General features: G+C 61.2%; 25 protein-coding genes. 18 read left to right on the forward strand and 7 right to left on the reverse strand.

All coding sequences use genetic code 11. The annotated features are described in order from the left end of the window. The first annotated feature begins 5 nt into the window (after positions 1-5). The 5 genes from AWX27_RS11475 to AWX27_RS11490 all read left to right on the forward strand — a co-directional run bounded on the left by AWX27_RS11475 (position 6) and on the right by AWX27_RS11490 (position 4,655). The gene (locus AWX27_RS11475; protein ID WP_060422138.1) at positions 6-929 is read left to right on the forward strand and encodes a 3-hydroxyacyl-CoA dehydrogenase family protein; all 924 of its coding nucleotides are present in this window, start codon (positions 6-8) and stop codon (positions 927-929) included. Between the two features lie 45 nt (positions 930-974). Continuing rightward, positions 975-2,366, forward strand: a complete 1,392-nt coding sequence (locus AWX27_RS11480; RefSeq protein ID WP_060422142.1) for a GntP family permease — start codon at positions 975-977, stop codon at positions 2,364-2,366. Positions 2,367-2,378: 12 nt separating this feature from the next. Beyond that, positions 2,379-3,149 carry a 3-hydroxybutyrate dehydrogenase gene (locus tag AWX27_RS11485; protein ID WP_060422146.1) on the forward strand — a complete coding sequence of 257 codons (771 nt, stop codon included), beginning with the start codon at positions 2,379-2,381 and terminating at the stop codon, positions 3,147-3,149. Continuing rightward, positions 3,134-3,400 carry a hypothetical protein gene (locus AWX27_RS25080; RefSeq protein ID WP_154618180.1) on the forward strand — a complete coding sequence of 89 codons (267 nt, stop codon included), beginning with the start codon at positions 3,134-3,136 and terminating at the stop codon, positions 3,398-3,400. Before AWX27_RS11485 ends, AWX27_RS25080 begins: the two co-directional genes overlap by 16 nt. 118 nt (positions 3,401-3,518) lie before the next feature. After that, positions 3,519-4,655, forward strand: a complete 1,137-nt coding sequence (locus tag AWX27_RS11490; RefSeq protein WP_048232580.1) for a porin — start codon at positions 3,519-3,521, stop codon at positions 4,653-4,655. Positions 4,656-4,693: 38 nt separating this feature from the next. Here the strand turns inward: AWX27_RS11490 and AWX27_RS11495 are convergent, their stop codons facing one another. Continuing rightward, a complete protein-coding gene (locus AWX27_RS11495; RefSeq protein ID WP_019453262.1) occupies positions 4,694-5,515 on the reverse strand; it encodes an AraC family transcriptional regulator in 822 nt (273 codons plus the stop codon). A 120-nt stretch (positions 5,516-5,635) separates the two neighbouring features. Between AWX27_RS11495 and AWX27_RS11500 the strand changes: the two genes are divergently transcribed. From AWX27_RS11500 to AWX27_RS11510, 3 genes are all read left to right on the forward strand, one after another. After that, positions 5,636-6,013: a hypothetical protein gene (locus AWX27_RS11500; protein WP_060422149.1), complete on the forward strand. Its 378-nt coding sequence runs from the start codon at positions 5,636-5,638 to the stop codon at positions 6,011-6,013. A gap of 10 nt (positions 6,014-6,023) precedes the next feature. Beyond that, the gene (locus AWX27_RS11505) at positions 6,024-6,899 is read left to right on the forward strand and encodes a helix-turn-helix domain-containing protein (RefSeq protein ID WP_060422155.1); all 876 of its coding nucleotides are present in this window, start codon (positions 6,024-6,026) and stop codon (positions 6,897-6,899) included. Positions 6,900-7,132: 233 nt separating this feature from the next. After that, positions 7,133-8,053 (forward strand): L,D-transpeptidase family protein, encoded by a 921-nt coding sequence (locus AWX27_RS11510; protein ID WP_038878352.1) that lies wholly within the window; start codon positions 7,133-7,135, stop codon positions 8,051-8,053. 92 nt (positions 8,054-8,145) lie between these two features. Here AWX27_RS11510 and AWX27_RS11515 read toward each other — a convergent pair whose 3' ends face one another. Beyond that, positions 8,146-8,562, reverse strand: coding sequence for a MarR family winged helix-turn-helix transcriptional regulator (locus tag AWX27_RS11515; RefSeq protein WP_060422158.1), 417 nt, complete (start codon positions 8,560-8,562; stop codon positions 8,146-8,148). A gap of 183 nt (positions 8,563-8,745) precedes the next feature. Here AWX27_RS11515 and AWX27_RS11520 point away from each other — a divergent pair, with 183 nt between their 5' ends. From AWX27_RS11520 to idi, 4 genes are read left to right on the forward strand one after another with little or no spacing between them, the layout of a single operon-like run. Next, positions 8,746-9,333 (forward strand): non-oxidative hydroxyarylic acid decarboxylases subunit B, encoded by a 588-nt coding sequence (locus tag AWX27_RS11520; protein WP_060422161.1) that lies wholly within the window; start codon positions 8,746-8,748, stop codon positions 9,331-9,333. Positions 9,334-9,335: 2 nt separating this feature from the next. Continuing rightward, entirely contained in the window at positions 9,336-10,763 is a 1,428-nt protein-coding gene (locus AWX27_RS11525; protein WP_060422164.1) for a non-oxidative hydroxyarylic acid decarboxylases subunit C, read from the forward strand. A gap of 9 nt (positions 10,764-10,772) precedes the next feature. Beyond that, positions 10,773-11,000 (forward strand): non-oxidative hydroxyarylic acid decarboxylases subunit D, encoded by a 228-nt coding sequence (locus AWX27_RS24525; protein WP_072265380.1) that lies wholly within the window; start codon positions 10,773-10,775, stop codon positions 10,998-11,000. A gap of 42 nt (positions 11,001-11,042) precedes the next feature. Beyond that, positions 11,043-11,636 carry an isopentenyl-diphosphate Delta-isomerase gene (idi, locus tag AWX27_RS11530; RefSeq protein ID WP_060422167.1) on the forward strand — a complete coding sequence of 198 codons (594 nt, stop codon included), beginning with the start codon at positions 11,043-11,045 and terminating at the stop codon, positions 11,634-11,636. A 38-nt stretch (positions 11,637-11,674) separates the two neighbouring features. On the opposite strand, the gene AWX27_RS11535 is transcribed toward idi, so the two are convergent. Next, positions 11,675-11,977 carry a DUF5862 family protein gene (locus AWX27_RS11535; RefSeq protein WP_060422170.1) on the reverse strand — a complete coding sequence of 101 codons (303 nt, stop codon included), beginning with the start codon at positions 11,975-11,977 and terminating at the stop codon, positions 11,675-11,677. Between the two features lie 529 nt (positions 11,978-12,506). On the opposite strand from AWX27_RS11535, the gene AWX27_RS11540 reads away from it, so the two are divergent. The 5 genes from AWX27_RS11540 to AWX27_RS11560 are packed head-to-tail and all read left to right on the forward strand — an operon-like array spanning position 12,507 to position 17,885. Beyond that, entirely contained in the window at positions 12,507-12,914 is a 408-nt protein-coding gene (locus AWX27_RS11540; RefSeq protein ID WP_038878355.1) for an ExbD/TolR family protein, read from the forward strand. 1 nt (position 12,915) lies between these two features. Beyond that, entirely contained in the window at positions 12,916-13,662 is a 747-nt protein-coding gene (locus tag AWX27_RS11545; protein ID WP_060422172.1) for an energy transducer TonB family protein, read from the forward strand. 39 nt (positions 13,663-13,701) lie between these two features. Continuing rightward, positions 13,702-15,945 (forward strand): TonB-dependent receptor family protein, encoded by a 2,244-nt coding sequence (locus tag AWX27_RS11550; protein ID WP_060422175.1) that lies wholly within the window; start codon positions 13,702-13,704, stop codon positions 15,943-15,945. 46 nt (positions 15,946-15,991) lie between these two features. Continuing rightward, entirely contained in the window at positions 15,992-16,642 is a 651-nt protein-coding gene (locus tag AWX27_RS11555) for a MotA/TolQ/ExbB proton channel family protein (protein WP_019454931.1), read from the forward strand. After that, positions 16,635-17,885 carry a phospholipase D-like domain-containing protein gene (locus AWX27_RS11560; protein ID WP_060422178.1) on the forward strand — a complete coding sequence of 417 codons (1,251 nt, stop codon included), beginning with the start codon at positions 16,635-16,637 and terminating at the stop codon, positions 17,883-17,885. The genes AWX27_RS11555 and AWX27_RS11560 overlap by 8 nt, the downstream gene beginning before the upstream one ends. 36 nt (positions 17,886-17,921) lie before the next feature. Here the strand turns inward: AWX27_RS11560 and AWX27_RS11565 are convergent, their stop codons facing one another. The 4 genes from AWX27_RS11565 to AWX27_RS11580 all read right to left on the reverse strand — a co-directional run bounded on the left by AWX27_RS11565 (position 17,922) and on the right by AWX27_RS11580 (position 23,397). Further along, positions 17,922-19,031, reverse strand: coding sequence for a DmpA family aminopeptidase (locus AWX27_RS11565; protein WP_060422181.1), 1,110 nt, complete (start codon positions 19,029-19,031; stop codon positions 17,922-17,924). A 2-nt stretch (positions 19,032-19,033) separates the two neighbouring features. Further along, a complete protein-coding gene (locus AWX27_RS11570) occupies positions 19,034-20,410 on the reverse strand; it encodes an APC family permease (protein WP_060422184.1) in 1,377 nt (458 codons plus the stop codon). A gap of 127 nt (positions 20,411-20,537) precedes the next feature. Continuing rightward, positions 20,538-22,046, reverse strand: coding sequence for a CoA-acylating methylmalonate-semialdehyde dehydrogenase (locus tag AWX27_RS11575; RefSeq protein ID WP_060422187.1), 1,509 nt, complete (start codon positions 22,044-22,046; stop codon positions 20,538-20,540). A 10-nt stretch (positions 22,047-22,056) separates the two neighbouring features. Further along, positions 22,057-23,397, reverse strand: a complete 1,341-nt coding sequence (locus tag AWX27_RS11580; protein ID WP_047729079.1) for an omega-aminotransferase AptA — start codon at positions 23,395-23,397, stop codon at positions 22,057-22,059. A 135-nt stretch (positions 23,398-23,532) separates the two neighbouring features. Between AWX27_RS11580 and AWX27_RS11585 the strand changes: the two genes are divergently transcribed. Then, positions 23,533-24,462 (forward strand): LysR family transcriptional regulator, encoded by a 930-nt coding sequence (locus tag AWX27_RS11585; RefSeq protein WP_038878382.1) that lies wholly within the window; start codon positions 23,533-23,535, stop codon positions 24,460-24,462. The last annotated feature ends 187 nt before the right edge of the window (positions 24,463-24,649 follow it).

Consider the following 24,649-nt stretch of genomic DNA (forward strand, 5'->3'; position numbering starts at 1 on the left):
GCACGATGCAGTCATCTGACTATGCGGTACTGGGCGCCGGATTGATGGGGGTGGGCATCGCCACCCACTTTATTCGCCACGGCCATGAGGTGCTGCTGTATGACCCGGATCCGCAGCGCCGGGTGGAGGCGCCGGCGGTGGCGAGCGGCATTCTGGCCGAGCTGAGCGACGTCGGGCAGTTTGATAACGCTGAGCGCGACGCGGCGCTGGCGCGCCTGCGCGTGACCGGCGAGCTGAACGACGTGGCGCGCGCCCGGCTGCTTATCGAGGCGATCCCGGAACGGCTCGAGCTGAAGCACGCGCTGTATGAGCAGTTGGAAGGGCTGATCGCCGACGACGCGGTGATTGCCAGCAACACCAGCGGCCTGCCGCCGGACGAGCTGGCGGCGCGCATGACCCACCCGCAGCGCCTGCTGATCGCCCACTTCTGGCACCCGCCGCACCTGATCCCGCTGGTGGAGATCGTGCCCGGTCGCGCCACCGATCCGCGCCATCTGGCGGCGGTGCAGGCGCTGCTCGGCGGGATGGCGCTGGAGGCGGTGCTGCTGGAGCGCGCCGCGCCGGGGTTTGTCGGCAACCGGCTGCAGTTTGCGGTGCTGCGCGAAGCGCTGCACATCGTCCACAGCGGCATCGCCAGCGCCGAGGTGGTGGATCAGGTGATGCGCGCCTCGCTGGGGCGGCGCTACGCCATGGTCGGCCCGCTGGAGGCCGCCGACATGACCGGGCTGCCGACGGTGGCGGACATCGCCCGCCACCTGTTCCCGGAACTGGCGACCGGCGACGAGATGATGGCGCTGGTGGAACAGCGGCTGCAGCGCGGCGATACCGGCCAGCGCAGCGGCCGGGGATTTTATCTTTGGGATGACGCACGCAGGGAACGCATTCAACGGCGACGGGCGCATCAGCTGCGCTTTGCGCTGAAACCGTAATTTCGCACTCCGTACCTGACAATAACAACGATACTGAGGTGACCGATGAGCGTTTTGATTGCCCTGGCAGCACTGGGATTACTGATGCTGGCCGCCTACCGCGGCTACAGCGTGATTTTGTTCGCCCCGATCGCCGCGCTGGGCGCGGTGCTGTTGACCGATCCCGGCGCGGTGGCGCCGACCTTCACCGGGCTGTTTATGGAGAAGATGGTCGGCTTCGTGAAGCTCTACTTCCCGGTGTTCCTGCTGGGGGCGGTGTTCGGCAAGCTGATCGAGCTGTCCGGCTTTTCCCGTTCGATCGTCGCGGCGGCGATCCGCATTCTCGGCCGGCGTCACGCCATTCCGGTGATCGTGCTGGTGTGCGCGCTGCTGACCTACGGCGGGGTGTCGCTGTTCGTGGTGGCGTTCGCGGTCTATCCGTTTGCCGCCGAGCTGTTCCGCCAGAGCGGTATCCCCAAGCGGCTGATCCCGGCCACCGTGGCGCTCGGCGCCTTCTCCTTCACCATGGACGCCTTGCCCGGCACGCCGCAGATCCAAAACATCATCCCGACCAGCTTCTTCGGCACCAATGCCTGGGCCGCGCCGTGGCTGGGGCTGATCGGCTCGCTGTTCATCATCGCGGTCGGTCTGCTGTATCTTGAACGCCAGCGGCGCAAGGCGCAGCTGAAGGGAGAAGGGTACGGCTCCGATCTGCTGAACGAGCCGGAAACCCCGGACGACATCAACCTGCCGAACCCGCTGATCGCCATCCTGCCGCTGATTTTGGTCGGGGTATTCAACCTTGGCTTCACCCATTGGATCCCGCAGTGGTACGGCGCCAGCCACGAGCTGACGCTGCCGGGGCTGGCCAAGCCGATCACCACCGACGTGGCGAAGATCATTGCCATCTGGGCGGTGGAAGCGGCGCTGGTGTCGGGTATTCTGCTGGTGGTGGTGTTCGGCTTTCGCAATATTCGCGGCCGGCTGGCGGAAGGCAGCAAGACGGCGGTCGGCGGCGCGATCCTGGCGGCGATGAACACCGCCTCCGAATACGGCTTCGGTGCGGTGATCGCCGCGCTGCCGGGCTTTTTGGTGCTGTCGCAGGCGCTGTCGGCGATCCCCAACCCGCTGCTGAACGAAGCGATCAGCGTCACCCTGTTGGCCGGCATCACCGGATCGGCTTCCGGCGGTATGAGCATCGCGCTGGCGGCGATGTCCGACAGCTTTATCGCCGCCGCCCATGCGGCACAGATTCCGCTGGAGGTGCTGCACCGGGTGGCCTCGATGGCCAGCGGCGGCATGGACACCTTGCCGCACAACGGTGCGGTGATCACCCTGCTGGCGATCACCGGCCTTAGCCACCGGCAGGCCTATGGCGGCATCTTCGCCATCACCCTGATCAAGAGCGCCGCGGTGCTGTTCGTGATCGGCGTGTTCTACCTGACCGGCATTGTTTAAAGGAGCGATACCATGAGTGTACAAGGCAAAACCGCGCTGGTGACCGGCTCGACCAGCGGCATCGGCCTCGGGATAGCGTCTGTGTTGGCCGCCGCCGGCGCGCGCGTGATCCTCAACGGCTTCGGCGACGTGGAGCAGGCACAAGCGCAGGTCGCGCGGCTGGGTGCCGCGCCGGGGTATCACGGCGCCGATCTCGGCGATGCGGCCCAGATAGCGGACATGATGCAGTATGCCGAACGTGAGTTCGGCGGCGTGGACATTCTGGTGAACAACGCCGGCATTCAGTATGTGGCGCCGCTGGATCAGTTCCCGGTGGAGAAATGGAACGCCATCCTCGCCATCAACCTGTCGGCGGTGTTCCACACCTGCCGATTGGCGCTGCCGGGGATGCGCGAGCGCAACTGGGGGCGTATCATCAACGTGGCGTCGGTGCACGGGCTGGTGGCGTCGAAAGACAAGTCGGCCTATGTGGCGGCCAAGCACGGCGTGGTGGGGCTGACCAAGACGCTGGCGCTGGAGACCGCGCGCACGCCCGTCACCTGCAACGCCATTTGCCCCGGCTGGGTGCTGACGCCGTTGGTGCAGCAGCAGATCGACAAACGCATTGCCGCCGGGACCGACCCGCAGCGGGCGCGCGATGAGCTGTTGGCGGAGAAGCAGCCTTCGCAAGCGTTCGTCACGCCAGAGCAGCTCGGCGAGCTGGCGCTGTTCCTGTGCAGCGATGCGGCGGCGCAGGTGCGCGGCGCCGCCTGGAACATGGACGGCGGTTGGCTGGCACAGTAGTGAACTCTCTCTCGGAGCGCGCAACGCGCTCCGTCGTTATTTTTCGCCATCAGTTAATTCCCCTGCGTGACGGTTTACCTGCGGCAATAATATTTATTTGTTATTTGCTATTTTTATTCCCGGATAATCACGCCGGTTTATTTTGGGTGAAACGTGCGGATTGGTTTATTTTGTGCTGCGGTTATTACATTATTTTTCTTTGCGTTACAGATGAACACGTTTTTGCTGAAATTAAATCCAACCTGAAATAATGACAGGTTATGGCGTGAATTTTTATATCTTGCGTGCGCTGTTCACATCGGTTAATTATTTCTGCGTGGCTTAAGACCACCGTGTTTATAACAATAATTTTTTCGGGCAGGGGTAATAATGAGAAAAAATACAACGCCAATATTCATTGGCGGCGTCTTGCTGTCGGCGTTATCCGCCGGCGCACAGGCCGAGATCACCATTCTGGATAAAAACCCGCAGAGCAATGTGTTGCTGGCGCCGCTCAGTATAAAAGTGGGCGGCAGCATTCGCCCCGAGTGGATCTTCAATAACGGCCCTGAGCCGGGCTATGACAAAAACGGCCACGACGGCGGCACGCGTTTTCGCTTCAGCGGCGACTATGCGCTGACGCAGGACACTTCGATCATCGGCTATTACGAGTGGGGTGTCGATCTGGCGCACGCGCTCAGCTGGGACGGGCACTATAACGAAGACGGCAAGCGCGACTATCAGCGCCAGCTGTACGCCGGTTTTAAAGACGATCGTTACGGCACCCTGACCTACGGCCATCAATACGGCATCTATTATTCGGTGGTCGGCATCAAAAGCGACGTCTGGGATAACGATGGCCATGCGGGCGGCACCGGCATCGGTATTTCCGGCGACTACGACGGCGGCAATAAACCGAAAAACAGCATCAAGTACACCAATGATTTCGGGCCGGTAACGCTGTACGCCAACTATTTATTGCCGGAAGACGATCTGCACACTGCGGATAACCTGATTTATCGCCGCAAGGGCGGGGGCGGGCTGGGCTTCGATTACAAGGTGACGAAGGATTTCACCTTCAGCGCGGCCTACAGTTATACCGACGCGAAGATCAAAGACAATCTGTACAGCGAAAAGGATTATCACCAGCAGCTGTCCGGCACCGCGTTAACCTGGCAGCCGAACAACTGGTACATCGTCGGCACCGCCAGCTACTACAAAGACTATGTGCCGAGCACCCGCCAGCGCACGCTGTCGCACTTCTTCGCCGGTGACGGCTACGGGCTGGAAGGCTTTGTCGGTTACACCTTCAATATCGACAAGCCGTTCCTCAAATCCGTCCAGCCTTACGTGGCGGCGGACTCGCTGCGGCTGAAGGGGGACGAGGCGTATCACGCCAACCACGTTTACCTCGGCGCGGGCACCACCATCGGTTACGGTCTGTCGGTGTATGTGGAGCGCACGCTGGCCAACAGCAGCGACAACGAGCCGGACTCCACCTGGATTACGGTGTTCTACGACTTCTGATTCTCACCTGCTTCAAGCCGGCGCCTGCGCCGGCTTTTTCACATGGTAATTGCGCCGCCCAGGGTCTCTCCAGAGGCGTTTCGCTCCGCCAGGTAGCGCGCCGGCGGTTTGCCTACCGCCTTTCTGAACATGGTGACGAAGCCGCTGGCGCTCTCGTAGCCCAGATCCAGCGCCACCGTCTGTACGCTCTCGCCCTGCGTCAGGCGCTGCAGCGCCAGCATCACGTGCAGCTGGCGCCGCCAGTGGCCGAAACTCATGCCCATCTGCTGTTGCAAGGTGCGGCTGAGGGAGCGCTCGCTCATGCCGATGCGCTGCGCCCACTGCCCGAGGGTGGATTTGTCCGCCGGGCTGCTCAGCATGCCTTCGGTCAACTGCCGAATGCGTGCGTCGTCGGACACCGGCAGATGCAGGTTCTCGATCGGCGCGGCCGCCAGCTGGTCCAGCAATACCGCCGTCAGGCGCCCCTCGGCGCCCTGTTCGTCGTAGAGCGGCTCGAAGGTGCTGGCCTGCAGCAGCAGCTCGCGCAGCAGCGGCGAGACCGACAGCGTGCAGCAGTTCTGCGGCAGACCGGCGGCGGCATGTTGATCGACGAACAGGCAGTAGGCCTCGGTGGAGCCGGCGCCCTGAGCGTTGTGCAACACGTTGCCCGGCATCCACAGCGCGCACTGCGGCGGCACCAGCCACAGCCCGTTTTCCACTTCGCAGCGGATCATGCCGCGTACCGTGTAGATCAGCTGCGCCTTCTGATGGCGGTGCGGCTCGACTTCCCAGTCCTGCTCGAGGGTCGAACCTTGCAGGGCAAACAGCGGGCGCGGCACCTGATCGATATCCAGACAGTGGCGGGGGATCTGTACTTTCATGAGAACAATTCTCAATTTGGCGGAATTGAAAAGTATTATGTCCTGATTGCGCAATGTGGTCTAGCGCCGGTGCCGATAAAGTAAGCGCCAGTCCTAAACCATTTCCTGAGGAAACTGATTATGTCATTGGATACCGCCGATTTTCCGCTGGTATGGATGCGCCAAAACGGGCGCGATACCCAGGCCGAACTGGCCGAATTCAGCGCGCTGCTGGCGCGCGCCGAACCCTTTGTCCTGATGACCGACCGCAGCGTCGGCGATGAAGAACAAGAACATGACCGCGATGCCCGCACCCAGGTCGCGCTGTGGAAGCGCGATAACCGCGAGGCGCTGAAGCTGTGGGTGAAAGGCATGATCATGCTGGAGCCGGACGACGCCAAACGCACGGCGGCGGAAGAATTCGCCGAATACGGCGCCAAGTTCTGGGGCTATCCGGTGCTGGTGGCCGCCGATGAAGCCGCAGGGCGGGTATTGGCGCAGACGTTATTGTTAAAATAAGGGGAATACCATGCACCAGCAACAGGTGATTGAACAGCTGCTGGCCTGGATCGAGCAGAGCCTGGATCAGCCGCTGACGCTGGACGATATTGCTGCCAAGTCCGGCTACTCCAAGTGGCATTTGCAGCGGATGTTCAAGCAACATACCGGCCATATTCTCGGCACTTACGCCCGCCGCAGAAGGCTGACCGCCGCCGCGCGCGAACTGCGCCTGACCGGCACCAGCGTGGCCTGCATCGCCGATACTTACCAGTTCGATTCGCAGCAGACCTTCACCCGTTGCTTCCGCAAACAGTTCGGTCTGCCGCCGGCCAGCTATCGCCGCAGCCAGGATTGGTCGAGCTACGGCCTGCAGCCGCCGCTGCGGCTGACCGAAACGCCGTTGCCGCAGGCCGACATCGTGACGTTGCCCGCCATGCAGCTGGTGGGCAACACCCAGCGCCGCAGCTTTACGCTGGGGCAGCTGGCGGCCTCCAAGTGCGAGCTGCGCCGCCACGCCTGGCGGCAGCTGCTGCAGCCGCAGGCGCTGCCGGAGGTGGTATATGGCCTCACCAGTCTGGAGGTCGACAGGCAACGCCGGGGTAATCCGCGCATGGCCTATACCGCCGCTCTGCCGGACGAAGGGGCGATGGGGGAGCGGGTGATTATCGAACAGGGGGAGTATGCCCGTTTCACCTATCAAGGGCAGGCGGAAGGGTTACAAAACTTTATCGTGCGGCTGTACGACACCGCGATGCCGCAGATGAACGCCGTCCGCCGGCCGGGGCAGGATATTGAGCGTTTCTACCCGGCGCAGGAGGGCAGCTGCCCGCTCGGCGGCGCGGCGATCCGCTGCGAATATCTGATCCCTATTCGGCGGGTGGAAGCGTTGGCCGCCGCCGGTTAGGCGGCGGTTCTCGCAAAAAATCGCCTTCGTGGCGCGTCAGGTTACAAAAAATTGCGATATTACATCGGTAATGGTTCACACTTTGATTGATGTGCACATATAATGCGCATCCGGTCAAATCCCCCCTGGTTTTTCAGGCCGCAGCGCCGTTGGCTGCCGGCTGAAATGCAATGGGGTAAAGTGGCCGTAGAAACCGATACCCATAATCGCCAGTGGCCTTGACCAACACGAAGATGAAAATGAGCATTCGCGCGTTATTAACCCTGTTTACGGCACTGGTTGCATTCAGCCAGGCTGCCTTCGCCGTCGTCTACCCGCTGCCGCCAAAAGACAGCCGTTTGGTGGGCGAGAATATCCAAATCACCGTACCGGAAGACAGCAAACTGCCGCTGGAAAGCTTCGCCGCCCAGTATCAGATGGGGCTGAGCAACATGCTGGAGGCCAACCCGGGCGTGGATCCGTTCCTGCCGAAGGCCGGCAGCACCCTGACCATCCCGCAGCAGCTGATCCTGCCGGACGCGCCGCGTGAAGGCATCATCATCAACAGCGCCGAGATGCGTCTGTACTACTACCCGAAAGGGTCCAACACCGTGGTGGTGCTGCCGATCGGTATCGGCCAGCTGGGTAAAGACACCCCGCTGAACTGGACTACAACAGTACAGCGCAAGAAAGACGGCCCGACCTGGACGCCGACCGCCAAGATGCGCGCCGAATATGCGGCCGACGGTGAAATCCTGCCTGCGGTGTTCCCGGCCGGCCCGGATAACCCGATGGGGCTGTATGCGCTGTATGTTGGCCGCCTGTATGCCATTCACGGCACCAACGCCAACTTCGGCATCGGCCTGCGCGTGAGCCACGGCTGCGTGCGTCTGCGCGCCGACGACATCAAATACCTGTTCGAGAAAGTGCCGGTCGGCACCCGCGTGCAGTTCATCAACGAACCGATGAAAGCCACCGTCGAACCGGACGGCTCGCGCTACGTGGAAGTGCACAACCCGCTGTCGGCCAACGAAGAGCAGCTGCAATCGAAAGATCCGGTGCCGCTGACCATTTCCGCGCCGGTCGGCAAAGTGCTGATGGACGCCGGCGTCAACCAGAGCGAAGTGGACGCGGCGATCAAGGCCCGTTCCGGTATGCCGGTGAAAGTGAACTGATTGCCTCGGGCTTCAGTGAACGCGATAAAAAGACGCCTGCGGGCGTCTTTTTTTGTGTCTGTTGAACCTTTATCTCTGCCGAGAGGGTTAATTTATTTTTTTCCCACCATCGTCTGTAAAGCGAAAAGCGCCGACTCATATTGCTCTTTATTGACCCGTTCAAGGTACCTGTTATCAATCGCGTCGGCGATTGGGCGGCTGGCTTCGAACAGCGCCTGTCCCGCAGGCGTCAGGTAAATAAATCGGCGGCGCTTGTCCTGCTCGCCCGCTTCACGCTTTAACAGACCTTTCCCTTCCATTCGGCTGAGTAATTCAGCCAGCGCGGCTTTACTGCTGATTGCCGCCTCCATTAACTCGACTTGCTCAATACCCGGAGTTTCTGAAACGGTGGCCAGAATGGAATATTGCTGTTTACTGAGTTCAGGGAGCGATTTCTGCCATTGCGAACTATGATCCTGAAGCAACTCGCGGATGAGATGGAAAAAAGTATTGGCCAGCGTTCTGTTCATACGTTTATTCCTTAAGAGGAAAAAAGCGAGCAATAATATCAATATAGCAAAACTGACCGCTAAGAGATACTTGCCCTGATAGGTCGTTCGCTTACGAACGGTTACATCTTGACCGCTTGTTTTATCCCGATCCCAGGGCTAGATTTGACATATTGTTCGTATACGAACTTTGTCGAGGTAGGCATGAGATTAACGATCGCGATGACGGGCGCTACCGGGGCACCGCTCGGTACGGCGCTTCTCCAGGCCCTGAAAGATATCGAAGGTATAGAGACGCATTTGATCTTGAGCCGGTGGGCCAAAAAGACCATTGAACTTGAAACAAAGCACAGCGTACGTGACGTGATGGCGATGGCTGATGTCACACACAGTGCGGCCGACCAGGCCGCCACGATCTCCTCGGGTTCATTTCGCATGGATGGCATGATCATTATTCCCTGCAGCATGAAAACGTTGGCGGGAATTCGCGCGGGTTATGCCGAGGGGCTTATTGGCCGAGCGGCGGATGTCATGATTAAAGAAGGGCGGAAGCTGGTGTTGGTTCCAAGGGAAACGCCGCTGAGCGCCATCCATCTGGAAAATATGCTGGCGCTCTCGAAGCTGGGCGTTTCATTGGTCCCCCCGATGCCCGCTTATTATAACCATCCCACTCATATTGATGACGTCACCGATCATATTGTCGCACGGGTTCTGGACCAGTTTGGCCTTGATTACAGCCGGGCAAAACGCTGGGCTGGATTAAAAAAAGAGGTTTACAGTCAGGAGGGTTAAATATGGCTTATGACGATCTTCGAAGTTATTTGGCGGCATTGGATAAGGCCGGGCAATTACTTGACATTGCCGAGGAGGTGCAGGCGGAACCGGATATCGCCGCGGCGGCCAACGCCACCGGAAGAATCGGTGAGGGCGCCCCCGCCATTGCATTCAGGAACATTAAAGGCTTTGAACATGCGCATGTGGTGATGAACACCCTCGGCTCATGGCAGAATCACGCCATCGCGCTGGGCCTGCCGCCGACCACGCCGGTGAAACAGCAAATCGATGAGTATATTCGCCGCTGGGATCATTTCCCTGTCTCTGCAGAGCGCCGCGATAATCCTCCCTGGGCGCAGAATGAGGTCAACGGCGAGGAGATTAATCTGTTTGAAATCCTGCCGTTGTTTCGCCTAAACGACGGCGACGGCGGTTTTTACCTGGATAAGGCCTGCATCGTTTCCCGTGATCCTGAAGATCCCGTTCATTTCGGCAAGCAAAACGTCGGCATTTACCGTATGGAGGTGAAGGGCAAACGCAAGCTGGGTTTGCAACCGGTGCCGATGCATGATATCGCGCTGCATCTGCATAAAGCCGAAGAGCGCGGAGAGGATCTGCCGATTGCCATTACGCTGGGCAACGATCCCATCATTACGCTGATGGGGGCGACGCCGTTGAAATACGATCAGTCGGAGTATGAGATGGCCGGCGCCCTGCGCGAAAGCCCCTATCCGATAGCGACGGCCCCTTTGACCGGCTTCGATGTGCCGTGGGGGTCTGAAGTGATCATCGAAGGGGTGATTGAAGGCCGCAAGCGCGAGATTGAAGGCCCGTTCGGCGAATTTACGGGCCATTATTCCGGCGGCCGCAACATGACGGTGGTGCGTATCGATAAGGTTTCTTACCGAACACGGCCGATTTTTGAATCCCTGTATCTGGGCATGCCCTGGACAGAAATCGACTATCTGATGGGGCCAGCCACCTGCGTGCCGTTGTATCAGCAGCTGAAAGCCGAGTTTCCGGAAGTGCAGGCGGTCAATGCGATGTATACCCACGGGCTGCTCGTCATCATTTCCACCAAAAAGCGTTACGGCGGCTTCGCGCGCGCGGTGGGGATGCGGGCAATGACCACGCCGCACGGATTGGGCTATGTGAAAATGGTGATCATGGTCGATGAGGATGTCGATCCCTTCAATCTGCCGCAGGTCATGTGGGCGCTGTCCGCCAAGGTCAACCCGGCCGGCGATCTGGTGCAATTGCCGAACATGTCCGTGCTGGAACTGGATCCCGGCTCCAGCCCTGCGGGGATTACCGACAAATTGATCATCGACGCGACAACGCCGGTTGCTCCGGATGCGCGTGGCCACTACAGTCAGCCGGTCAAGGATTTACCTGAGACCGCCCTGTGGGTGGATAAATTAACCGCCATGTTGGCTAACCGTCCCTAAGGAGCTCCTATGATTTGTCCTCGTTGTGCCGATAAACAGATAGACGTCATGGCGCATTCACCGGTCAAGGGCGTATGGACGGTATACCAGTGCCAGCACTGTCTTTATACCTGGCGGAATACCGAACCCGCCCGCAGAACGGAACGGGAGCATTATCCGCCTGAGTTTCGCATGACTCAGCAGGATATCGATAATGCGCCGGAAGTGCCGGCCATTCCTCCTCTTTTGACGAAATGAACCCAAAGACGGGCAAGAGCCCGTCTTTAGATGGAAATCGCAATGATGAATAACGAAGACGTCGTTTTGCTCGATGCCGCCTGGCAGCCTTGCGGAACGATGCCGAAAAATCAGGTGCACACGCACCATACGCCGCTGCATTTGGCCTTTTCATGCTATCTCTTTACCCCAGAGGGCAACGTGCTGGCCACAAGACGTGCGTTGAGTAAAACCGCCTGGCCGGGGGTTTGGACCAATTCCTTTTGCGGCCATCCCTTGCCGCAAGAGGCGCTGGCACAGGCGGTGATGCGCCGTGCCCAGGTTGAACTGGGCACGGAGGTGGAGCAGATAACGCTGCTGAGCGAAGCTTTCAGCTATCAGGCTACCGATGCGTCCGGCGTAATGGAAAATGAAGTTTGCCCGGTATTTGCCGCGCAAATAAAAGGCGCGCTCCATCGCAATCCGGATGAGGTCGCGGATTATGCCTGGGTCGAGCTCAACCATTTAATGGCGGCGGTAAAATTAACGCCTTTCGGTTTTAGCCCGTGGATGGTTTCGCAATTAAATACCGACGCGATAGCGGCAGGTTTGAAAGAATACCTGGATGCGATAATGATCAAGCGTTCAGCGGGCGGCGTAGGGGGAGGGCGGCAATAAAATAAATAGCCACCGCGGGGGTGACTATCTATTCGTGCTTACAGGCTGCCGCCGACCGAGGTTGAGGTGGAGCCGATAGTTTCGCGGAAATGTTTTGCGTAGTCCGCCACTTCCTGCTGCGTATGGGTCAGGCCATACAGCCCCAGCCCCACACCGCCTGCGACGCCGCCGATGATGGTACCGACCAGTTGGCCGACGGCGCCGGCAATAAAGCCGCCGGCCCCTGCGGATTTGCCTGCAATCAGCGCGCCGGTCATAGCGCCGTCCAGCAACCCATCCCAGGCCGCGTTCAGATCGCCACCGCTAATGTACTGCTCTTCATATTGACTAAGTACTTTCATATACAATCCTTATAAATAAAAGGGTGACTTAGTGGGGTTAATTAATACCGAGAATAACGCTGTGGCGCTATTCCACTTTAAAAATATAACAGCTGATAATCTGTTGGCAATAATATATCCAATGAGGAATATTGTTTGGTTATATATGCGACTATTTATTTTCTGTCGATATTTTTATGACAGGGGTTGAGAATATTCTTGGTTAAAAAAGGCGATATCACTGGAAATCCCATCATGCCCTTATTGCGGACGGGCTGCGGCGATTTCTTCTTGTCGTTGCCGTGGGCCCGCTGTGGCTGTCACTATTTTCACATTTCAGGCTCTGCTACCCGTTAGGCGAGTGCGTCCGCCCTGTGATTATTCCATTAAAAACTATATCTAATTAATGGGTTATATCTCCACGCTCGCCTCCCGTCATTGAAAGAATTCTCGCAAAAAATCCACACTGTGAAAATAAGATCACACAAGCGTAACAAAAGGTAAACAAACCCCTCCTATATTGGCTGCTTCGCTTTTGGGAGGGAGTGTCATGCGTAACTGGAACGAACCGAAAAAAAACAAAGCGCACATCGAGCTGATCCCGATGATCGACGTGATGATGTTTTTATTGGTGTTTTTCGTCTTGATTAGCCTGAACGTCATTCCGGCGCTCGGGTTGAAAACGCAGCTGCCGTCCGCTGGCAGCGCGCAGCAGCTGAAACCGCAGAAGAAAGCGATCGTCACGCTGGGGGCCGACGAACAGCTGCAGCTGGATGGCCAGCCGATCGCGCTCGACGCGTTGGTCAACACGCTGAAGCAACAGCAGCAGGCCAACCAGACCACCACCATCATCGTCAACAGCGACAAGGGCGTGGCGGTCGAGCGGCTGGTGGCGGTCATGGACAACCTGCGCCAGGGCGGTTTCCTCTCCGTCTCCATCGCGACACGGAAGCTGTGACATGTATCTGCTCTATCGCTCACGTCATCTTTTCAGCTGGCTGCCGGCGCTGATTGTCGCCGGTTGCCTGCTGTTCGCCAGCCAGCAGGCGGCGCTGAAGATCCAGCCGCGCTACGACGAAACCGCCATCGAACTGGCGCTGGTGGAGCCTGAACCGGCGCCGGAACCCCAACCGGAAACGCCGCCGGAACCCCAGCCCGAACCGCCGCTGCCCGAGCCGGAGCCGATCCCCGAACCGGTGGTGCCGGCGCCGGAACCGATCGTGGAAGCCAAGCCGGTGCCGAAACCGCAGCCGAAGCCCAAACCCAAACCGGTGAAGGAGAAAGCCAAACCGGTAGAGAAGCCTAAAGCGACGCCGGCGCCTGCCGCCCCGCGCGCGCTGGTCAGCAAACCGGCGGCGCAGCCCGCACCGGCCGCCCCGGCGGCGCCGAAAGTGAACGCGCAGGCGATTGAAAACGGCTATCTGCTGGCCTTGCGCCGCGAGCTGGAACAGCGCAAGCGCTACCCGAGCGGGCGCCAGGCCTCGCTTGAGCGCCCGCAGGGCAACGTCGAAGTGTGGCTGGAGGTCGATCGCAGCGGGCGGGTGCTCTCTTCCGGCATCGCCAACAAAGCCGCCAGCATGCTGCTGAACCGCGCGGCGATGAGCAGCCTGCAAAGCATCAGTTCAGTGAAGCCGTTCCCGAGCGAGGCGTTCGCCGGGCAAACAACCAAAAGATTTACCGCAACGTTCAATTATCAGGCGCCTTAGCGCAAGGGTTAATCGTTTGATTTTTATGGGATGCACACAATGAAATCGTTTAATCGTTCTGGGATCTATCTGGCGGTGATGTCGGCGATGCTGCCGGGCGCCGCGCTGGCGGCCGACGCCACCGATGTCGGTACCATCAGCGTCAAGGGGCAGTCGCTCGGCGGCGGCATGATGGTGCAGGATGACAGCGCCAAGGCGCGTTCTACCGTCACCAAAGAGGCGATGGACAAAATGCCGTCGGCGGCCAACGCCATCGACAAGCTGAAATACACGCCGGGCCTGAACGTCAACAGCAACGACGCCAGCGGCCTGAGCGGCGTGGACTACACCATGCGCGGCATGAACTCGGATCAGATCGGCCTGTCGATGGACGGCATTCCGATCAACGACTCCGGCAACTACGCGGTGTACCCGAACCTGCTGGGCGACGCGGAAAACCTGGAGGAGGTGTTCGTCACCCAAGGGTCTTCCGAAGCGGACGGCCCGCACATCGGCTCCAGCGGCGGCAACATCGGCCTGGTGACGCGCCGCCCGGCGAAAGACTTCGGCGGTTTCGTCAAGCAGACGCTGGGCAGCAACAGCCTGAGCAAAACCTTCGCCCGCCTGGACACCGGCGAGTACAACGGCTTCAGCAACTGGCTCTCCTATTCACACACCGAAGCGAAGAAGTGGCGCGGCGAAGGGCGACTGTACTCCGACAAGTTCGAGATGAACTCGCTGTATGAAGACGGCAACGGCAACAGCAGCAATCTGGTGATGAAGTACAACCGCCAGAACAACACCAACTACAACACCCTGAGCAAGGCGCAGTTCCAAAACGACGGCCGTGATACCGACTACGCCACCACGCCGGAGTACAACAACAAAGGGCAGTTGAACAAGTATTACAAGATTGAACGCAACCCGTTCGAAAACTTCACGCTGTCGTTCACCCAGAAGCTGCAGCTGCGCGATAACCTGTCGCTGACCCTGCAGCCGTATTACTACTGGGGCAACGGCGGCAGCTTCAACGGCCAGACGGCGTCGGTGTTGTCCAACACCTCCAGCAAGGCCGGGCAGTACGATCTCAGCAACCTGAAATCCAACACCTACTACCGCCCATCGTGGACCCAAACCTGGCGGCCGGGCATCACCACCAAGCTGAAGTGGGACATCAACGAGCAGCACAGCCTGGACGTCGGCTACTGGTATGAGCGCGCACGTCAGCTGCAGACTCAGCCGTTCATCAGCATCAAGGGCGACGGCAACCCGTCGCAGATTTGGGGCCAGCCGGGCGGATCCGATCAGGTGAAGGACGCCAACGGCAACACCGTTCAGGGGCGCAACCAGTACACCATCACCCCGGCGCAGAAGGTGTGGCTGCAGGACACCTGGTTCGCCACGCCGGACTGGACCTTCGTCGGCGGCCTGGCCTATCAGTACGTGGAGCGCAAAGGGGACAACCGCGGCAGCCTGTACAACGTGCCGGAGAAGCGCAAAGCCACCTATCATGAATTCCTGCCGAACTTCAGCGCCAGCTATAAGGTGAATCAGGAAAACCAGGTGTTCTACAACCTGACGCGCAACATGCGCACGCCGCCAAACTACGTGCTGTACAACGTCGGCGACTCGCTCAGCACCAAGCCGGAACTGAGCTGGAACCACGAACTGGGTTGGCGTTTCCAGCAGGAAGACATGCTGCTGAGCGCCACGCTGTTTTACATGCGCTACAGCGATCGCCAAATCTCCACCACCAACTCGGCCGGCGACTACGAGATGATGAACATCGGCAACGTGGAGAACAAAGGGCTGGAGCTGGAGTGGAGCGGCCAACTGCCGCATAACTTCAACTACTACACCTCTTATACCTACACCGAGTCGAAGCAGAAGAGCGACATTGTCAGCAACGGCGGGCTGCCGCTGCCGACCTCCGGCAAAGAGGTGCCGAACGTGCCGAAAAATCTGCTGAACATGACGCTGGGTTATGACGACGGGCTGTATTACGGCAGCGTCAGCGGCAAGTACGTCAGTTCGTTCTACGGCGATCTGACCAACGACGAGAAGATCGGCGGCCGCACGGTGTTCGATCTGGCGGCGGGGGTGCATCTGCCGGTGGACAAGAAAATCGTCAAAAGCGCTGCGCTGCGCTTTGGCATCAGCAACCTGTTTGACAAGGAATACCTGACCTCGGTGCGCACCACCACCTTCAACGCGGCACCTTACGGCGGCGTGAAAGCCAGCACGCCGTATTACAACGTCGGCGAAGAACGCACCTTCAGCGTCTCGCTGGAAGCCACCTTTTAACTGAATACCCCGCCGCCTGCCGGGCGGCGGGAAAGAGGAGCCCTGTATGGACGCCAATCTGTTGCACGACATTATTTTCTACGTGATGTACGCCGCGCTGGCGATCGCGCTGGTGATCATCATCGAACGCACGCTGTACTTCGCCTATACCCAGCGCCAGGCGCGCCGGCTGGAGCAGGCGCTGACGCCGGACGTACGCCGCGCCGCCGATCTGCCGGACGAGCTGACCCAGCGTAACAGCCTGCCGATGGCGGTGATCGCGCCGGTATTGGCGCAGAAGCACCGCGCCGGCGACCGCGAGGCGATCGGCGATCTGATCGACGCCCAGTACCTGCTGAGCAAGCCACCGATGGCGCGCGGCCTGTGGCTGCTGGAAACCGTAGTCACCGCCGCGCCGCTGCTGGGGCTGCTGGGCACCGTGATGGGGATCATCGAAACCTTCAAGGCGCTGGCCGCCTCGGGGGTGTCCGAGCCGAGCCTGGTGTCGGCCGGGATGGGCACCGCGCTGTACGCCACCGGCCTCGGCATCGCCATCGCGCTGTTGTGCCTGGTGGCCAATAACTTCCTGCAGAGCCGCATGGAGCGCATCAACGAACTGCTGAAGGTGCTGTTGATCCGCGCCGGCCAACCGGCCAGCCGCCCGGAGAGCGGCAGCGGCGAACAATGGGTTGACAGCGGAGCGCCGCGCTATGCCTAATGGCCATCCAGTACGGCGGCCGCTCGGCCGCCTTTATACGGCATTGTGGGGCGGTTGTTTGTTGATGTTGAGCCAGAGCGCTGCGGCGCGTTTTGCGATTCCCGGCTACGAGCTGGTGTACACCGCGCCGGTGGAAACCGCGCTGCAGGCCGACGACCTGCGCAACACCGCCGAGGTGTGGCGCGAGATGTTCGACGCGGCGAAAACCCGCATCGATCTGGGGCAGTTTTATGTGGCGAATCAGGACGGTTCGCTGCTGGATGGCGTGCTGCAGCACCTGAAGGCGGCCGGCGAACGCGGGGTGAAAATCCGCTTTTTGGTGGAAGATAAGGGCATTCGCATTTCTACCGCCGAGACGCTGGAACAGCTGAAGGCGATCCCCAATCTGGAGCTGCGCATCATTCCTTACCAGAAGCTGAGCGGCGGCATCCTGCACGCCAAATATCTGCTGGTGGACGGCGAGCAGGCGTTCGTCGGCAGCCAGAACTTCGACTGGCGCGCGTTGGAGCACATTCACGAAACCGGGCTGCGCATCAGCGACGCCAAGGTGGTGGGGCAGATCCAGGCGATCTTCGAACAGGACTGGCAGGCGCAGGCGCTGCTGGCGCAGGATAAACCGGTGCCGCCGCTGCCCGATTCGCCGATGACGGCGCCGACGCAGGGCAACTATCTGGTGGCCAGCCCGCGCGCCTACAACCCGGCGGGGGTGATTGACTCGCAGGCCGAGCTGCCGCGCTTGCTGGCCGGCGCCAAGCGGCGGGTGCGGGTGCAGGTGATGGATTACGCGCCGCTGTCGTTCGGCCCCGAACGCAGCCGCCCCTTCTACGCGGTGATCGACAACGCGCTGCGCAGCGCGGCGGCGCGCGGGGTGCAGATCGAGCTGATGGTGGCCAACTGGAACACCAAAAAGCCGGATATCGCCTGGCTGAAGAGCCTGGCGCTGGTGCCGAACGTGCAGATCAAAGTGGTGACCATACCACCGGCCAGCAGCGGCTTCATTCCGTTTGCCCGCGTGATCCACAGTAAGCTGATGACCATCGACGATGAGATTGCCTGGATGGGCACCAGCAACTGGACCGGCGGCTATCTGGACAACTCGCGCAATCTGGAGCTGGTGATGCACAGTGCGGCGATGAGCGGGCGGTTGGACAAGCTGTACCAACAGCTGTGGAACAGCGTCTACGCCGAACCGTTGCGGCTGGATTACGACTACCCGACGCCCAAGCCGGGCGGCGAATCCTGATAGGCAGGGCGCGGTTAATCCCCGCGCCCTGTGTTTTTACCGTCGCCAGCCGGCCTGCTCCAGCGCCGTCACCAGCTGCTCGGCGCTCAACCCTTCCGCCCGGTGGCCGTTGCCGCTGACGGTATTGGCCGCCAGCAACGCATTCACGATCGCTTCCTCCACCGCTTCCGCCGCTGCGGCGAACAGCGCCGAAATGTAGTCGTTGTTCACCATGCGCAGCGGCGTGGTGAAGGCGCCTTTGTTGGCGTAGTCGGCGGGCGGCAGGCCGTCGTTGCCGGTGGCGAAGGCGATGAAAATGTCGCCGCTCGAGTCCTCGGTGCCGCCGCCGGTGCGGGCGATGCCGATGCTGGCGCGCTGCGCCAGCCGCGCACACTGGTGCGGCAGCAGCGGCGCGTCGGTCGCCAGCGCCACCACGATGGAGCCCATGCCGGGATGCGGCAACTGCGGCGTGAACGGCGAGGGGAGATGCCCCAGATGCCGGCCTACCGGGTAACCGCCGACCAGCAATGATTCGCGCTTGCCGTGGTTGGCCTGCACGATGGCGCCCACCGTCCAGCCGCCCTGATCGGCGGGCAAGCGGCGCGACGCGGTGCCGCTGCCGCCTTTGAATTCATGGCAGATCATGCCGCTGCCGCCGCCGACCGCGCCTTCCTGCGGCAAGCCGCCCCGGGCCGCCTGCTGCGCCTGGCGCACGTGCTCGGCCTTGACGTGAAAGCCGTTGATGTCGTTGAGCAGGCCGTCGAAGGTTTCCATCACCACCGGCATATTCCAATACACCGCGTTGTCGCCCGCGGGCAGCGTTTCACGCTCCAGCGCGATCAGCGCATCGCGCACCACGCCCACGCTGTGGGTGTTGGTGAAGGCGATCGGGCTGGTCAGCAGGCCCGCTTCGCGCACCCATTCCAGGCCGGTGGCGTCGCCGTTGCCGTTCAGCACGTGCACGCCGGCAAAGCAGGGGGCGTGGCGGGCGGAGCCGGGGCGCGGTTCGATCACCGTCACGCCGGTGCGCACGCTGCGCCCGTCCGCCAAATCGGCATGAATGCTGGCATGGCCAACGCGCACGCCGGGCACGTCGGTGATGGCGTTAAGCGGGCCGGGCGTGCCCTGTCCGATGATAATGCCCAGATCCTGAGCGCGCTGCGTCATGGTTATTCTCCTTCTATTGAGGGGGCGGCGAGGGGCGCCGTCTGGCGGCCGCGCAGATGGTTCAGCGCCAGCCCGAAGCCGATAATGCCGGCAATGATAATAAAGTCTTTCAGGCTGCTGGCGATCAAAATCGTCCACAGTACGTACAGGCAGCACAGCAGCGCCACCACCACCGGCAGCGGCCACAGCGGCATCAGGTACGGGTGGTGGAAGTGGCGGCGACGGCGGCTGATCAGCGCCGCCACCGCCATGATGATGTACACCAGCAGCAGCAGGATCACGTTGAACGAGGTCAGCGATTCGAGATCGGAGCAAAACGCCAGCAGCGCCGACGGCACGCCGAACAGCAGGGTGGCGATCCAGGGGGTGCCGAAGCGCGGGTGGATGATTTTCAGCACCCGGTTAAACGTCGGCAGCCAGAAGCCATCGCGCCCGCTGGCGAACATCATGCGGCTGAACTGCGCCACGATGGCGATGATGGCGTTGAACACCGACAGATAAATCGCGCCGCTTACCACCCGCGCCAGCGTCGGGCCGCCGAGCTGGGTGACCACGTAGCCGACCGGATCGGCCTGTTTGGCCATCTCGGTCAGCGACGGCGAGCCGATCAGCAGGGCGGTGAACGGCACCAGCTCCACCAGCACCACGATGACCAGCGTCAGTATGATCGCGATCGCCATCGGTCTGCCCTGTTCGCGCATGTCTTCCGCCATGTACACCGCCGCGCCGTAGCCGTTGTAGGAGAACAGCGCGACCCCGACCATGGCGACGATCAGCGGCAGCGACACCGGCGCCAGGCTGCCCTGCGCGTCCAGCATCACCGGCGCGGTGAGGATCTCCGTGCTCTGATGCGGATGGCTGAAGCCGAGCCAGGCGATCAGCGCCAGCACCGCCACTTCCACCACCAGAAAGGCGCCGGTCAGCAGGGCGTTGGCCTTGATGTTGAAAATGGCGCAGATGCCGCCGACCAGCACGGTGAGCATGCCGGCGGTCGAGGCGTCGAACTGAGTGCCCAGCGCGGTGTTCAGGTAGGGTACCGCGCCGGTGGCCAGCACCGCCGGCACGAACAGCGAGGCGCTGAGGATAAACAGGTAGGTCTGCAACCCGCACAGGGTGCCGAACAGGCGCTTGATGATGCTGTACTCACCGCCGGCGCTGGGGTGTGCGGCGCCGAGCTCGGCATAGCACAGCGCGATGGCGGCGGCGACGCAGGCGGCGATCAGAAACGACAGAAAGGCGCCGCTGCCGGCGCTGGCGATCGCCAGCGGGGCGATGACGAAGATCGAACTGGCCGGCGTCACGCCGGACGCGGTGATCATCACCACGTCGAGGACGCTGAGATTGCCTTTGAAGGTGTGTTCAGGGGCGGACTCTTTCATGGGATAACGACTCCATTAACGTGTGAGTGAATTATTGTTTTGCTGCACAGGCTGTACGCAGGAATCAAATGGAGCGCGCGGAAATGCCGGGGAGCGTTGCTCCCCGGAAGTTTATTGTTCTTATGTGTTACCCCTGTCCCGACGGGAAGCTGAAGCTGGCGCGCCGGCCATCGCCGGAGGCCGGCCAGCGCTGGGTCACGGTCTTGCGTTTGGTGTAGAACCTGACGGCGTCCGGGCCGTAGGCGTGCAGATCGCCGAACAGCGAGCGCTTCCAGCCGCCGAACGAGTGGTAGGCCACCGGCACCGGCAGCGCAACGTTGATCCCCACCATGCCGACCTGAATGCGGCTGGAGAAATAGCGCGCCGCTTCGCCGTCGCGGGTGAACAGACAGGTGCCGTTGCCGTATTCGTGGGCGTCGATCAAGGCCATCGCCTCCGGCAGCGACGCCGCGCGCACCACGCCGAGCACCGGGCCGAAGATCTCCTCCTGATAGATGCGCATGCCGGGCGTCACGCGATCGAACAGCGTCGGGCCGAGGAAATACCCCTGGCTGGGGCGGCCGTCTGCGCCGATCACGCTCAGTTCGCGGCCGTCCACCAGCAGCTCGGCGCCTTCGGCCACGCCCTGATCGATATAGCCTTTTACCTTCTGATAATGCTGTTGGGTCACCAGCGGCCCCATGTCGTTGCGGTTGTCGCTGCCGGGGCCGACGCGCATGGCGGCCATCTGTTGCCGCAGCCCGGCGATCAGCGCTTCGGCGGTGCCGTCGCCCACCGCCACCACCAGCGGGATGGCCATGCAACGCTGGCCGCAGGAGCCGAAGGCGGCGCCCATCAGCGCGCCGACCGCGCCGGGGATATCGGCGTCCGGCAGCACCACCGCGTGGTTCTTGGCGCCGCCCAGCGCCTGCACCCGTTTGTTCTGCCCGCAGCCGGTGTGATAGATGTGCTCCGCCACCGGCGTCGAACCGACGAAGCTGATCGCTTTGACGCGCCCGTCATGCAGCAGCGTCTCCACCGCTTCGCGATCGCCGTTGACCACGTTGAGCACCCCGGGCGGCAGCCCGGCTTCCGCCGCCAGCCGTGCGATATACAGCGCGGCGGAAGGCACGCGCTCGGAAGGCTTCAGCACGAAAGTGTTGCCGCACGCCACCGCCATCGGCCACATCCACAGCGGCACCATCGCCGGGAAGTTGAACGGCGTGATGCCCGCCACCACCCCCAGCGGTTGAAACTCGCTCCAGCTGTCGATGCCCGGACCGGCCTCTTTGCTGTGTTCGCCCTTCAGCAGTTCCGGCACATAGCCGGCATATTCGATATTCTCGATGCCGCGCTGCAGTTCGCCCAGGGCGTCGCTGAGCACCTTGCCGTGCTCGGCGGTGATCAGTTGGCAGATGGCGTCGGCGTGCTGCTCCAGCAGATCCTTGAGCTTCATCATGATGCGCGCGCGCTTCAGCGGCGGGGTGTCGCGCCAGGCGGGATAGGCCTGTTCGGCGGCGGCGATGGCGCGCTCCACCGTGGCGCGGTCGGCCAGCTGCACCTCCTGCGCCGATTGGCCGGTGGCCGGGTCGTAAACCGGCTGGCTGCGTTCGCCGCCGGCGGCGGGCTCGCCGTTGATCCAATGGGTAATGGTCATGGTTCTCTCCTTATTCGGTGGCGTTGAGGGCGTCGCCCACGGCGTTGATCAGCGCATCGATCTGCGCTTCGCTGCTGATGAACGGCGGCGCCAGCTGCAGGGTGTCGCCGCCGTAGCGCACGTAAAATCCGCTTTCCCAGCAGCGCATCGCCGCCTCGAAGGGGCGCCGTGCCGGTTCGCCCGGCCGCGCCGCCAGCGTAATGCCGGCCGCCAGGCCGATGTTGCGAATGTCGGCGACGTGTTTGGCTCCCTGCAGGCTGTGCACCGCGCGCTCGAAGTAGGGCGCCAGCGCCTGTACGCGCTCCACCATCTGTTCGCGCTGCAGGATGTCCAGCGTCGCCAGCGCGACCGCGCAGCTGACCGGGTGGGCGGAGTAGGTGTAGCCGTGCGGGAATTCGAGCTGGTAGTCCGGCTCGCCGCCGTTCATGAAGGTGTGGTAGATCTCCGGCCGCACCACCACCGCGCCCATCGGCTGCGCGCCGTTGGTCACCTGTTTGGCGATGTTCATGATGTCCGGCGTGACGCCGAACGCCTCGGCGCCGGTCATCGCGCCGCAGCGGCCGAAGGCGGTGATCACTTCGTCGAAGATCAGCAGGATGTCATGCTGAGTACAGATTTCGCGCAGGCGCTGCAGGTAGCCGACCGGCGGCACGATCACCCCGGCGGAGCCGGAGAAGGGTTCGACGATCACCGCGGCGATCGTTGAGGCGTCGCGCAGCGCGATGATGCGGTTGAGCTCTTCCGCCAGCTCTGCCCCCTGTTGCGGCATGCCGCGCGAAAAGGCGTTGCCGGCCAGCAGAGTGTGCGGCAGGTGGTCCGCTTCGGCGCCGGCGCCGAACGTCTTGCGATTGCCGGCAATGCCGCCGACCGAGATACCGCCGAAGTTAACGCCGTGATAGCCCTTTTCCCGGCCGATAAAGCAGGTTTTGCCCGCCTGGCCTTTGGCGCGCCAGTAAGCGCGCGCCATTTTCAGCGAGGTGTCCGCCGCTTCCGATCCGGAGCCGGTGAAGAACACGTAATCCAGCCCCGCCGGCGTCAGTGCCTTGATCTTGTTGGCCAGTTCGAACGACAGCGGGTGGCCGAACTGAAACGCCGGCGAGTAATCCAGCGTCGCCAGCTGGCGCTGGGCGGCGTCGGTGATTTCCTGCCGGCCGTGCCCCAATCCGCAACACCATAATCCGGACAGGCCGTCGAAAATCTTTCTGCCGTCATGGCTGGTGTAATACGCCCCCGCGGCTTGAGTAATGATGCGCGGCTGCGCTTTAAAATTACGGTTACCGGTAAAAGGCATCCAATGGGCCTCTAACCCTTCGGCATCGAGACTATTTAGCGGGTGATTTTCAGCGGCCATGTTTTCCTCCGAACAGGAAAATAAGAGCGATTAATGAAATAAACCGAGTTGTTAACGAATTGTTGTGCGAAATTGACTATGTACCGCTTGTTCTCTACTGTGAATAATCATATGTCGAAACTTACTTAAGGTTTTATGCAAGTAAAAAAGCGCGCGCTGTTAGGGCAATTGTCGGATATGGATCTGCGTTTGCTGCGGGTATTCAAGGCCGTGGTCGACTGCGGCGGCATGAGCGCCGCCGAACTGGAGCTGAACATCAGCCTGTCGACCATCAGCAAGCACATCAAGGATCTGGAGCAGCGGCTGGGCCTGACGCTGTGCCAGCGCGGGCGCGAGGGCTTTGCGGTCACCGACGAGGGGCTGCTTATCTACCAGGAAACGGTCAACCTGCTGGCGGCCACCGAGGCGTTCCGGCGCGGGGTGGACGAGGTGCACCAGCGCATGGGCGGGCAGCTGCACGTGGCGATATTCGATCATACGGTCAGCAATCCGCAGGCGCAGATCGGCCGGGCCATCGCATTATTCAGCGAGCGTGCGCCGGAGGTTTCTTTGCAAATGTACGTGGAGCCGATTAATACCATTGAACGCGGCGTCATTGACGGGCAATTTCAGGTTGGCGTTATTCCCATGCACCGCAGCGCGGAAAGTTTATCTTATCATTCGTTATTCAGTGAGAGGATGTTCTTATATTGCGGCGCGCAGCATGAATTATTTTCCGCCCCCCATGAAACATTAAATTGGGATCTGCTGCACAATTATGCCTTCGCCGGATTAGGCTACCATTCGCCGAATATGGAACTGAGCCTGCAGCAACATTTGCATCGCAAGGCGACGGGGTTCGCGCAGGAGTCGATCGCCACGCTGATCCTGTCCGGCAAATACGTCGGCTTTTTGCCGGATCACTACGCGGCGTTTTTCGTGGCGCAGAATATGATGCGGGCGATCAAACCGGCGCTGTTCCGCTATCACTGCGAATACTCCAGCGTGCTGCGCCGCTCGCCGGTGCCGCAGCGGGTGGTGAAGCTGTTCCATGAGTGCCTGCTGGCGGCCCACGGAACAGCGTGACGCTTACTGCTCTTTCTTCTTGCCGAAGATTCTGATCAGCGCGCCGACCAGGATGCCGACCGCGATGCCGGCGAAGATCCAGCCGATGATGCCCATTTCCTTAACTCCTGCTAGTGCGTTGATCTGATTATACCCGTCATACTTGAAACTGCATCTGTGTTGGCTGCGAGTGCGTACGCCAGTCACT

Source organism: Serratia sp. 2880STDY5682894 (genome assembly GCF_001537385.1).
Lineage (GTDB): Bacteria > Pseudomonadota > Gammaproteobacteria > Enterobacterales > Enterobacteriaceae > Serratia > Serratia nevei.

Excerpts from the sequence above, each read along its gene's own strand:
- AWX27_RS11475 (WP_060422138.1), top strand. The coding sequence starts at position 6 with ATGCAGTCATCTGACTATGCGGTACTGGGCGCCGGATTGATGGGGGTG.
- AWX27_RS11480 (WP_060422142.1), top strand. The coding sequence starts at position 975 with ATGAGCGTTTTGATTGCCCTGGCAGCACTGGGATTACTGATGCTGGCC.
- AWX27_RS11485 (WP_060422146.1), top strand. The coding sequence starts at position 2,379 with ATGAGTGTACAAGGCAAAACCGCGCTGGTGACCGGCTCGACCAGCGGC.
- AWX27_RS11490 (WP_048232580.1), top strand. The coding sequence starts at position 3,519 with ATGAGAAAAAATACAACGCCAATATTCATTGGCGGCGTCTTGCTGTCG.
- AWX27_RS11495 (WP_019453262.1), bottom strand. The coding sequence starts at position 5,515 with ATGAAAGTACAGATCCCCCGCCACTGTCTGGATATCGATCAGGTGCCG.
- AWX27_RS11500 (WP_060422149.1), top strand. The coding sequence starts at position 5,636 with ATGTCATTGGATACCGCCGATTTTCCGCTGGTATGGATGCGCCAAAAC.
- AWX27_RS11505 (WP_060422155.1), top strand. The coding sequence starts at position 6,024 with ATGCACCAGCAACAGGTGATTGAACAGCTGCTGGCCTGGATCGAGCAG.
- AWX27_RS11510 (WP_038878352.1), top strand. The coding sequence starts at position 7,133 with ATGAAAATGAGCATTCGCGCGTTATTAACCCTGTTTACGGCACTGGTT.
- AWX27_RS11515 (WP_060422158.1), bottom strand. The coding sequence starts at position 8,562 with ATGAACAGAACGCTGGCCAATACTTTTTTCCATCTCATCCGCGAGTTG.
- AWX27_RS11520 (WP_060422161.1), top strand. The coding sequence starts at position 8,746 with ATGAGATTAACGATCGCGATGACGGGCGCTACCGGGGCACCGCTCGGT.
- AWX27_RS11525 (WP_060422164.1), top strand. The coding sequence starts at position 9,336 with ATGGCTTATGACGATCTTCGAAGTTATTTGGCGGCATTGGATAAGGCC.
- AWX27_RS24525 (WP_072265380.1), top strand. The coding sequence starts at position 10,773 with ATGATTTGTCCTCGTTGTGCCGATAAACAGATAGACGTCATGGCGCAT.
- idi (WP_060422167.1), top strand. The coding sequence starts at position 11,043 with ATGATGAATAACGAAGACGTCGTTTTGCTCGATGCCGCCTGGCAGCCT.
- AWX27_RS11535 (WP_060422170.1), bottom strand. The coding sequence starts at position 11,977 with ATGAAAGTACTTAGTCAATATGAAGAGCAGTACATTAGCGGTGGCGAT.
- AWX27_RS11540 (WP_038878355.1), top strand. The coding sequence starts at position 12,507 with ATGCGTAACTGGAACGAACCGAAAAAAAACAAAGCGCACATCGAGCTG.
- AWX27_RS11545 (WP_060422172.1), top strand. The coding sequence starts at position 12,916 with ATGTATCTGCTCTATCGCTCACGTCATCTTTTCAGCTGGCTGCCGGCG.
- AWX27_RS11550 (WP_060422175.1), top strand. The coding sequence starts at position 13,702 with ATGAAATCGTTTAATCGTTCTGGGATCTATCTGGCGGTGATGTCGGCG.
- AWX27_RS11555 (WP_019454931.1), top strand. The coding sequence starts at position 15,992 with ATGGACGCCAATCTGTTGCACGACATTATTTTCTACGTGATGTACGCC.
- AWX27_RS11560 (WP_060422178.1), top strand. The coding sequence starts at position 16,635 with ATGCCTAATGGCCATCCAGTACGGCGGCCGCTCGGCCGCCTTTATACG.
- AWX27_RS11565 (WP_060422181.1), bottom strand. The coding sequence starts at position 19,031 with ATGACGCAGCGCGCTCAGGATCTGGGCATTATCATCGGACAGGGCACG.
- AWX27_RS11570 (WP_060422184.1), bottom strand. The coding sequence starts at position 20,410 with ATGAAAGAGTCCGCCCCTGAACACACCTTCAAAGGCAATCTCAGCGTC.
- AWX27_RS11575 (WP_060422187.1), bottom strand. The coding sequence starts at position 22,046 with ATGACCATTACCCATTGGATCAACGGCGAGCCCGCCGCCGGCGGCGAA.
- AWX27_RS11580 (WP_047729079.1), bottom strand. The coding sequence starts at position 23,397 with ATGGCCGCTGAAAATCACCCGCTAAATAGTCTCGATGCCGAAGGGTTA.
- AWX27_RS11585 (WP_038878382.1), top strand. The coding sequence starts at position 23,533 with ATGCAAGTAAAAAAGCGCGCGCTGTTAGGGCAATTGTCGGATATGGAT.